Raw genomic sequence first — 8227 nt, 5'->3', positions numbered from 1 at the left:
TCCGGACACCGCGCGGCACTGGTTCGAGCTGTTCGAAGGCGCCGGTCTCGACGGCGTCATCGGCAAGCCCCTCGACGAGCCCTACACCCCCGGCAAACGCGTCATGGTCAAGTACAAGCACCTGCGCACCGCCGACTGCGTGCTCGCCGGGCTGCGCTGGCACGTCGACGGCGGCCCCGGCGACCTGGTCGGGAGCTTTCTCCTGGGTCTGTTCGACGACGCCGGCGTGCTGCACCACGTCGGCACCGTCGGGTCGTTCCCCAAGGACCGCCGCCGCGAGCTCGCCGAAGAACTCACCCCGCTGGTCACCGACGGCGAAGACCACCCGTGGGGCGGCCGGGCCACCGGCCAGGCCCAGCGCATCCCGGGCGGGGTCACCCGCTGGCGCGCCACCGAGCACGAATGGGTGCCGCTGCGGCCCGAGCGCGTCGTCGAGGTCGCCTACGAGAACACCGAGGGCGGCATGCCGTCGCGGTTCCGGCACAACGCGCGGTTCGTGCGGTGGCGCCCCGACCGCGAACCCGCGTCGTGCGACTACGGCCAGCTCGACGAACCGGCGCGGTACGACCTCGACGCCGTCTTCCGCGGCCAGGTGGTCCGGACCCGCTAACCCGCGCCCCACACCGGCCGTGCGAAGCTCGGCCCTGCCCGTGATCGATGAGACGTGAGGACCCCGCCCGTGCGCCGCCGCCGTACCCGTCTCCTGGCCGCGCTGTTCACCCTGACCGCCGCGGCGAGCTGCGCCGCGGGGCCGTCGGTGCGCCCGGCGCTGGTCGAGAACGACGGGAAGACGACCGGCGCCACGCCCGCCCGGACCCCCGGGGTCCCGCTGCCGCCGCTGGGCGAGCCGCAGTCGCCGACGCTGAAGTGGGCCGACTGCGACGACGACACCCGCCAGCGCATCGGCACCCCCGGCGTCCCGGACACGCTGCACTTCACCTGCGCCCGCGTCACCGCGCCGCTCGACGCCCCCGGCGAGCCGCGGCGCTCGGTGGTGCGGCTGCTGGCGCTGAAGGTCGGCAGCGGGCCGGTGCCGCTGGTCGTGGTCAACGACGTCGACGGCGACCCGGGCACCGTGTACGCCGCGCGGCTGGCCGCGACGCTGCCGCCCGCGTTCCTGGAGAAGTTCTCGCTGATCGGCCTGGACCGGCGCGGCACCGGGCTCTCCGGCGCCGCCCAGTGCGTCCCCGCCGACATCCGGCACGACCTCGTCGACGCCGACCCGGCGCAGGGCGGCCTGGGCGACGTGCTGGACGCGGCCCGCAAGGCCGGCCAGCAGTGCGCCATCGAGCTGGACGACTCCCAGACCGCGCTGGACAGCTGGCGCAGCGCGGGTGACCTCGACGAGCTGCGCAAGCAACTCGGCATGGAACGGCTCCACGCGCTCGGCCACGGCGACGGCTCGAAGGTGCTGGCCGAGTACGCGGTGCGCTTCCCCGGCCAGGTCGGGCGCATGGTCCTCGACGGCGTGCCCGACCCGGGCACCGACACGGCCGCGGTCCTCGACGCGGTCGCCGCCGGCGCGCAGTCCACACTGGACGCTTTCGCCGCGGACTGCGCGGCGCGGCACTGCGCCCTCGGCGACCCCAAGGCGGCGCTGTCCGCGCTCACCGACCAGCTGCGGCGCACCCCGCCGTCGACCGACGAGGACGTCGTGTTCGGCCCGGGCGTCGCGATGTACGCCGTCTACACGGGACTTTCGCAGCGCTCGCGGTGGCCGGAGCTGGCCGACGCGATCACCGCCGCGCGCGCCGGGGACATCGGCCCGCTTTCGGCGTTCGCCGCGCCGGTGCTGCACGACACGCGCGCCCAGCCGTCGCGGATCGACGCGACGATCGCGACCCGCTGCAACGACAGCCAGACCCGGCTCTCGGCCGACCAGCTCGACCAGGTCGTGGCCGGGATGCGCGGCAAGTACCCGCAGTTCGGCGCGGTCATCGCCCAGCAGCTGGCCTGGTGCGGCCCGTGGCCGGTGCGCACCGAGCCGCTGCCGGCGCCGGGCGCCCCGGGCGCCCCGCCGATCCTGGTCGCGGCCACCGCGACGGACCCGATCACGCCGCAGGTCGGCAGCACCCGCGCGGCCGACCAGATGCCGTCCGCGGTGACCATCACCTGGCAGGGCACGGGCCACGGTGCCCTCGGCGCCTCCTCGTGCGTCACCGACGCGGCCCGCGCCTTCCTGGTCGACGGCAAGATCCCGGCCGACGGCACCCTCTGCCCCGCCTGACCGGCGTAACTCGCGTGATCAGAGCCGTAACCGGCGTGACTGGGGCCGTAACTCGCGTGACTGGGGCCGTAACTCGCGAGTTCCGGCTTCAATCACGCGAGTTACGGGTCTGATCACGCGAGTTACGGCTTCAAGCACGCGGGTTACGGGTTACCGGCGGGTGTTGAGGCGGGCGGCCTGGCGGGTCAGGTGGTCGACTTCGGGGAGGCTGGCCGCCTTCGCCGCCGCCTCGGCGTAGAGCTTCGCCGCTGTCTCCAGATCGCCGTCGCGCTCGTGGAGGTAGGCCGACACCGCTGTGTGGCGCGGGACCGCGTCGTCCACTTCCGCGAGCGCCGCCAGGCCGGCCCGTGGTCCGTCCGCCTCGCCGACGGCGACCGCGCGGTTGAGCCGCACGACCGGGCTGCCGGTCAGGCGGACGAGCTCGTCGTACCACTCGACGATCTGCACCCAGTCGGTCTCCGCGGCGTCCTGCGCGTCGGCGTGCAGGGCCGCGATGGCCGCCTGGGCCTGGAACTCGCCCAGCCGGTCGCGGGACAGCGCCCGCTGCAGGACGGCCACCCCTTCGGTGATCAGCGCCGTATCCCACCGGGACCGGTCCTGCTCGGCCAGCGGGATCAGGGCGCCGCCGTCCGTCGTCCGGGAGGCACGCCGGGCGTGGTGCAGCAGCATCAGCGCGAGCAGCCCGGCCACCTCCGGGTGGTCGATGGACGCCGCGAGCTGCCGGGTCAGCCGGATCGCTTCGGCCGCGAGGTCGACGTCCCCGGAATACCCCTCGTTGAAGACCAGGTACAGGACGCGCAGCACGGTCGCGACGTCGCCGGGCTGGTCGAACCGCACCCCCGACACGGTCCGCTTGGCGCGGCTGATGCGCTGCGCCATGGTCGCCTCGGGCACCAGGTACGCCTGCGCGATCTGCCGCGTGGTCAGCCCGCCGACGGCCCGCAGCGTGAGCGCGACCGCCGACGACGGCGTCAGCGACGGGTGCGCGCACAGGAAGTACAGCTGGAGCGTGTCGTCCACGGCCGCCGCGGGGCCGGGCGCCACCTCGGCGTCGACGACGTCCTCGCGCTTGCGGCGGGCGGCGTCCGCCCGGGTCGCGTCGAGGAACTTGCGCCACGCCACGGTGACCAGCCAGCCCTTCGGATCCCGTGGCGAATCGGACGGCCAGACGCGCAGCGCCTCGACGAGCGCCTCCTGGACGGCGTCCTCGGCCGCCGCGAACTCGGCTCCGCGGCGGACGAGGATGCCCAGGACACCCGGGGTCAGGCTCCGGAGCACGGCGTCGTCCACGGCTCAGCCGATCCGCTCGGCCAGCTCGACGATGATCCCTTCGGGCCCGCGGACGTAGCAGAGCTTGAAGCTGTCCTCGTACTGCACCAGCTCGCCGACGAGCTCGCCGCCGTGCGGTTGCAGGCGCGCCAGGACGTCTTCGATGCCGGCCACTTCGAACAGGATGTGCCGCAGGCCGGGCGCGTTCGCCGGCGCCTCCGGGTCCCCGCCCGGTCCCGCCGGCGTCCGGTACCGGATCAGCTCCAGCTTCCCGTGGCCGTCCGGCGTCCGCAGCATCACCACGTCCGACCGGACGCCGGCCAGCCCGACGATCCGGTCGACCGCCCGGCCCTCGACCGAGTTCTCCCCCTCGACCTCGAGCCCGAGCTCGGCGAAGAAGGCCTTCGCCGCCTCGAGGTCACCGACGACGATGCCGACGTGCTCCAGTCGTGGCAGAACCATCGTGCTCCCCGTCATTCCGTGATGGTCGGCGGCGCGGCCAGGAACGGGCGCAGCTCGAGCCACTCGTGGATCGGTTCCCCGCCTGGGCCGGGCGCGGCCGACAGCTCCGCGGCCAGTTCGAGGGCGCGTTCGTAGCTGTCGACGTCGATCACCGTCCAGCCGGCGATGAGGTCCTTGGTCTCGGGGAACGGACCGTCGGTGACCGGCGGCCGCCCCTCGCCGTCGTAGCGGACGAACGTCCCCTCCGGAGCGAGCGCCTGGTGCTCGACGAACTCGCCGGTGGCCACGAGCTTGTCCCCGAAGTCCTGCATGTACTGGATGTGCGCCGTGATCTCCTCCGGCGTCCACTGGTCGATGGTCGTGTCGCAGTTGGCCGGGGCCGGTGCGCCGCGGTAGTGCTTCAGCAGCAGGTACTTGGCCATCGTGGTGCTCCCTCGGTGTGTGGCGACCCATTCTGGCCGCTTCCACCCCAGGGACGGAGCCGGTTCCGGCGTTTCGACATCGCCGGAGAAGATTTTTGGGGGCCGCCCCGCGAGGGGGCGGCCGCTCGGGCCTACTGGCGGTAGGACTCCACCTCGGAGACCGGCCGGGCGGCGGCCTCGTCCGGGTTCTCGTGGAACTCCGTTTTCGCGCGCCGCTGCCGGAGCAGGTCCCAGCACTGGTCGAGCTGCTGCTCGACCGCGGTGAGGCGATCCTTGTCGCCGCCGCTCAGTCCCACGCCGACCGAGCGCGACCGGAGCTCGTGCTCCTCCGCGATCAGCTCGTCGATCCGGCCCAGGATCTCGCCGTCGGCCATCTGTTCCTCCTCTTCGTGGGTACTCGCGCTCAGACGCTACCCCGGCCCCGGGAATTCCCGCCGCGCCCACATCGTTGACCAGGGCATGAGCACCGTTGAGCTGACTGCCGAGAACTTCGACCAGACGGTAAACGACAACGAGTTCGTCCTGATCGACTTCTGGGCGAGCTGGTGCGGGCCGTGCCGCCAGTTCGCGCCGGTCTACGAGAAGGCCTCCGAGAAGCACGACGACCTCGTGTTCGCGAGCGTCGACACCGAAGCGCAGCAGCAGCTCGCCGCCGCCTTCGACGTCCGCTCCATCCCGACGCTGGCCATCATCCGCGACAAGACGCTGATCTACGCCCAGCCGGGCGCGCTGCCCGAGCCCGCCCTCGAGGAGCTCATCAAGCAGGCTCGCGAGGTCGACATGGACGAGGTCAAGCGCAAGGCCGCCGAAGCCGAGGCCGAGGCCGAACAGGCCTGACCACCACCACATGACGGAGGCCGCCCCGCGGGGCGGCCTCCGTCATGTTCAGGATTTCGTCGCGAGCCCGCGCAGGAAGAACGCCAGGTTCGCCGGGCGCTCGGCCAGGCGCCGCATGAAGTAGCCGTACCACTCGTCGCCGTAGGGCACGTAGACGCGCATGCGCGCCCCCGAAGCCGCGATCCGCGCCTGCTCCTCGGGCCGGATGCCGTAGAGCATCTGGAACTCGTGGTCGTCGTCCTGCCGGCCGTGCTCTTCGGCCAGCGCGGCGGCGATCTCGATCATCCGCGGGTCGTGTGACGCCACCATCGGGTAACCCCGCCCCGCCATCAGGACGCGCAGGCAACGGACGTACGACTTGTCCACTTCGGCCTTCTCCGCGAACGCGACCGACTCGGGCTCCGCGTACGCGCCCTTGCACAGCCGCACCCGCGACCCGGGGCCGGCCAGCTCCCGGCAGTCCTGCTCGGTGCGGCGCAGGTAGGCCTGCAGCACTGCGCCCACCCACCGGTACTCGCCACGCAGCTCGCGCAGGATGCCGAGCGTCGAGTCCGTGGTGGTGTGGTCCTCCATGTCGAGCGTCACGGTGGCGCCGACCGCCTCGGCCGCCGCGCAGATCTTCCGCGCGTTCTCCAAGGCGACGTCCTCGCCGTCCGACGGCAGGAACTGCCCGACCGCCGACAGCTTCACCGAGACGTCCGCCCCCTCGGCCAGGCCTTCCGCGGCCAGCGCGGTCAGCACGGCTTCGTAGGCCGCCACGGTCGCCGCCGCCTGCGCGGCGTCGGTGGTGTCCTCGCCCAGGTGGTCGAGGGTGATCCGGCGCCCGTCCGCGGCCAGTTCCCCGGCCACGCGGACGGCGTCGGCGATCTCCGACCCGGCCACGAACCGGCGCACCACGGATCGCGTGGCGGGCACGGCCTCGACGAGCCGCCGGATGCCCTTCGACCGGGCGGCGGCGAGCAACGGGGCACGCAGCATGACGGTCTCCCTCTCAGCCCTGGTGCGGGTAGCGCACGGAGGTCGGCGGCACGAACGTCTCCTTGATCGAGCGGGGGCTCGTCCAGCGGAGCAGGTTGAAGATCGAGCCGGCCTTGTCGTTGGTGCCCGAGGCCCGCGCGCCGCCGAAGGGCTGCTGGCCGACGACGGCGCCGGTCGGCTTGTCGTTGACGTAGAAGTTGCCCGCGGAGAACTTCAGCGCCTCGGACGCCTTCGCGACGGCGGTGCGGTCGTTCGCGATCACCGCGCCGGTCAGCGCGTACGCGGCGGAGGAGTCGATCAGCTTCAGGACGTCGTCGAAGCCGCCGTCGTCGTAGACGTGCACCGAGAGGATCGGGCCGAAGTACTCGGTCGAGAAGATCTCGTGCTTCGGGTCGTCCGAGACGAGGATCGTCGGCTTCACGAAGAACCCGACGCTGTCGTCGGCGGTCCCGCCGGTGAGGACCTCCACCGAGGCGTCGTTCTCGACGCGGTCGAAGAGATCCGAGTGCTTGGTGAACGCGCGCCGGTCGATGACCGCGCCACCGAAGTGCGACAGGTCGGTGACGTCGCCGTAGGACAGCGCCTCGGTCTCGGCGACCAGGCCGTCCTTCAGCTCGTTCCAGACGCTGCGCGGGATGTACGCGCGCGAAGCGGCGGAGCACTTCTGGCCCTGGTACTCGAAGGCGCCACGCACCAGCGCGGTGCGCAGGACGTCGACGTCGGCGGAGGGGTGCGCGAGCACGAAGTCCTTGCCACCGGTCTCGCCGACCAGCCGCGGGTAGCCGCGGTAGCCCGCGATGTTCGCGCCGACCGTGCCCCAGAGGTGCTGGAAGGTCGCGGTCGAGCCGGTGAAGTGGATGCCGGCCAGGTCGCGGTGGGTCAGCGCGACCTCGGAGACGGCCTTGCCGTCGCCCGGCAGCAGGTTGATCACGCCCGGCGGCAGGCCCGCCTCTTCGAGCAGCCGCATGGTCAGGTGCGCGGCGAAGGACTGCGTCGGCGACGGCTTCCACAGCACGGTGTTGCCCATCAGCGCGGGCGCGGTGGGCAGGTTGCCGGCGATCGCGGTGAAGTTGAACGGCGTGATCGCGTAGACGAAGCCCTCCAGGGGGCGGTGCTCCATCCGGTTCCACACGCCCGGCGAGCTGATCGGCTGCTCGGCGAGGATGCGGCGGCCGAACTCGACGTTGAAGCGCCAGAAGTCGGCGAGCTCGCAGGCGGAGTCGATCTCGGCCTGGGTCGCGGTCTTCGACTGGCCGAGCATGGTGGCGGCGTTCAGCGTGGCGCGCCACTTGCCGGTCAGCAGGTCGGCGGCGCGCAGCAGGATCGCCGCGCGGTCGTCGTAGGACAGCGCACGCCACTCGGGCGCGGCCTCGGCGGCGGCCGCGATGGCGTCGGTGGTGTCCTGCTGCGTCGCGCTGTGGATGGTGCCCAGCACGTGCCGGTGGTTGTGCGGCTGGACGACGTCGATCTGCTCGCCGCCGCCGGGACGCTGCTCGCCGCCGATGGTGACCGTGAGGTCGACGGGTTCCGCCTGGCCCAGCCGCTTCAGCGCACCCTCGAGCTCGGCGCGCTCGGCGCTGCCCGGTGCGTAGGTCAGCACCGGCTCGTTCGTCGGGGCGGGGGTCTGGGTGACGGCGTCCACGGCGGCTCCTCTGCTGGCTTACTCCCTGGTGATGCCCCGAACGGTAACTCCGGACACGCTTCGGAGGCTTGTTCGATCGGCTAAAATCGGTCGAGTGACATTGGCCGATCGGATAACGTCGTTGCGCCACGTCCTGGCGACGCTGGGCGAGCCGCTCGTCGAGGTCGTCGTGGCCCCGCACGGCCTCGGCGTCGCTGTCACCGACGTCGTGATCCTCGACCCCGAAGATCCGCTGGAGGCCTCCCCCGGCGACCTGGTGCTGGTGATCGGCGCCCGCGGCCGGGCGGCGGCCCCGGCCATCCGCGCGGCCGGGCGCGGCGGCGCGGCCGCGGTGGCGGTCAAGGGCACGACCGGTGCCGACGTCGCCGCCGACGCGGGCGTCGCGCTGCC

Annotated in this window: 8 protein-coding genes and 2 pseudogenes; 4 read left to right on the top strand and 6 right to left on the bottom strand. The window is 72.8% G+C overall.

All coding sequences use genetic code 11. From position 1 onward, the window contains the following. Both ACFVYA_RS48500 and ACFVYA_RS48495 read left to right on the top strand, forming a co-directional pair. Window positions 1-610: pseudogene (locus ACFVYA_RS48500) on the top strand (ATP-dependent DNA ligase); the annotation flags it as partial. A 69-nt stretch (window positions 611-679) separates the two neighbouring features. Further along, the gene (locus ACFVYA_RS48495; protein ID WP_387055258.1) at window positions 680-2227 is read left to right on the top strand and encodes an alpha/beta hydrolase; all 1548 of its coding nucleotides are present in this window, start codon (window positions 680-682) and stop codon (window positions 2225-2227) included. Between the two features lie 150 nt (window positions 2228-2377). Here ACFVYA_RS48495 and ACFVYA_RS48490 read toward each other — a convergent pair whose 3' ends face one another. From ACFVYA_RS48490 to ACFVYA_RS48475, 4 genes are all read right to left on the bottom strand, one after another. After that, entirely contained in the window at window positions 2378-3517 is a 1140-nt protein-coding gene (locus tag ACFVYA_RS48490; protein ID WP_387055256.1) for an RNA polymerase sigma factor, read from the bottom strand. Between the two features lie 3 nt (window positions 3518-3520). After that, window positions 3521-3958, bottom strand: a complete 438-nt coding sequence (locus tag ACFVYA_RS48485) for a VOC family protein (protein WP_387055254.1) — start codon at window positions 3956-3958, stop codon at window positions 3521-3523. Window positions 3959-3969: 11 nt separating this feature from the next. After that, window positions 3970-4380, bottom strand: coding sequence for a YciI family protein (locus ACFVYA_RS48480; RefSeq protein ID WP_285989925.1), 411 nt, complete (start codon window positions 4378-4380; stop codon window positions 3970-3972). A 131-nt stretch (window positions 4381-4511) separates the two neighbouring features. Further along, window positions 4512-4754: a DUF2630 family protein gene (locus tag ACFVYA_RS48475; RefSeq protein ID WP_013224533.1), complete on the bottom strand. Its 243-nt coding sequence runs from the start codon at window positions 4752-4754 to the stop codon at window positions 4512-4514. An 85-nt stretch (window positions 4755-4839) separates the two neighbouring features. Here ACFVYA_RS48475 and ACFVYA_RS48470 point away from each other — a divergent pair, with 85 nt between their 5' ends. After that, complete coding sequence (locus ACFVYA_RS48470; protein WP_284745300.1) at window positions 4840-5217, top strand: co-chaperone YbbN; 378 nt, start codon at window positions 4840-4842, stop codon at window positions 5215-5217. Between the two features lie 48 nt (window positions 5218-5265). Here ACFVYA_RS48470 and ACFVYA_RS48465 read toward each other — a convergent pair whose 3' ends face one another. Both ACFVYA_RS48465 and pruA read right to left on the bottom strand, forming a co-directional pair. Continuing rightward, on the bottom strand, window positions 5266-6195 hold the full coding sequence (locus ACFVYA_RS48465) for a proline dehydrogenase family protein (RefSeq protein ID WP_387055251.1): 930 nt from the start codon (window positions 6193-6195) through the stop codon (window positions 5266-5268). Window positions 6196-6208: 13 nt separating this feature from the next. After that, entirely contained in the window at window positions 6209-7837 is a 1629-nt protein-coding gene (gene pruA / locus ACFVYA_RS48460; RefSeq protein ID WP_387055249.1) for an L-glutamate gamma-semialdehyde dehydrogenase, read from the bottom strand. A 112-nt stretch (window positions 7838-7949) separates the two neighbouring features. Between pruA and ACFVYA_RS48455 the strand changes: the two are divergent. Beyond that, window positions 7950-8227, top strand: a pseudogene (locus ACFVYA_RS48455) (PucR family transcriptional regulator); the annotation flags it as partial.

The sequence above is a fragment of the Amycolatopsis sp. NPDC058278 genome, assembly GCF_042881395.1.
GTDB lineage: Bacteria > Actinomycetota > Actinomycetes > Mycobacteriales > Pseudonocardiaceae > Amycolatopsis.
This window is presented reverse-complemented; position numbering and strand designations above follow the sequence as displayed.

Coding starts and splice junctions, on each gene's coding strand:
- ACFVYA_RS48480 (WP_285989925.1), bottom strand. CDS start 4,380: ATGGCCAAGTACCTGCTGCTGAAGCACTACCGCGGCGCACCGGCCCCG.
- ACFVYA_RS48485 (WP_387055254.1), bottom strand. CDS start 3,958: ATGGTTCTGCCACGACTGGAGCACGTCGGCATCGTCGTCGGTGACCTC.
- ACFVYA_RS48465 (WP_387055251.1), bottom strand. CDS start 6,195: ATGCTGCGTGCCCCGTTGCTCGCCGCCGCCCGGTCGAAGGGCATCCGG.
- ACFVYA_RS48475 (WP_013224533.1), bottom strand. CDS start 4,754: ATGGCCGACGGCGAGATCCTGGGCCGGATCGACGAGCTGATCGCGGAG.
- ACFVYA_RS48470 (WP_284745300.1), top strand. CDS start 4,840: ATGAGCACCGTTGAGCTGACTGCCGAGAACTTCGACCAGACGGTAAAC.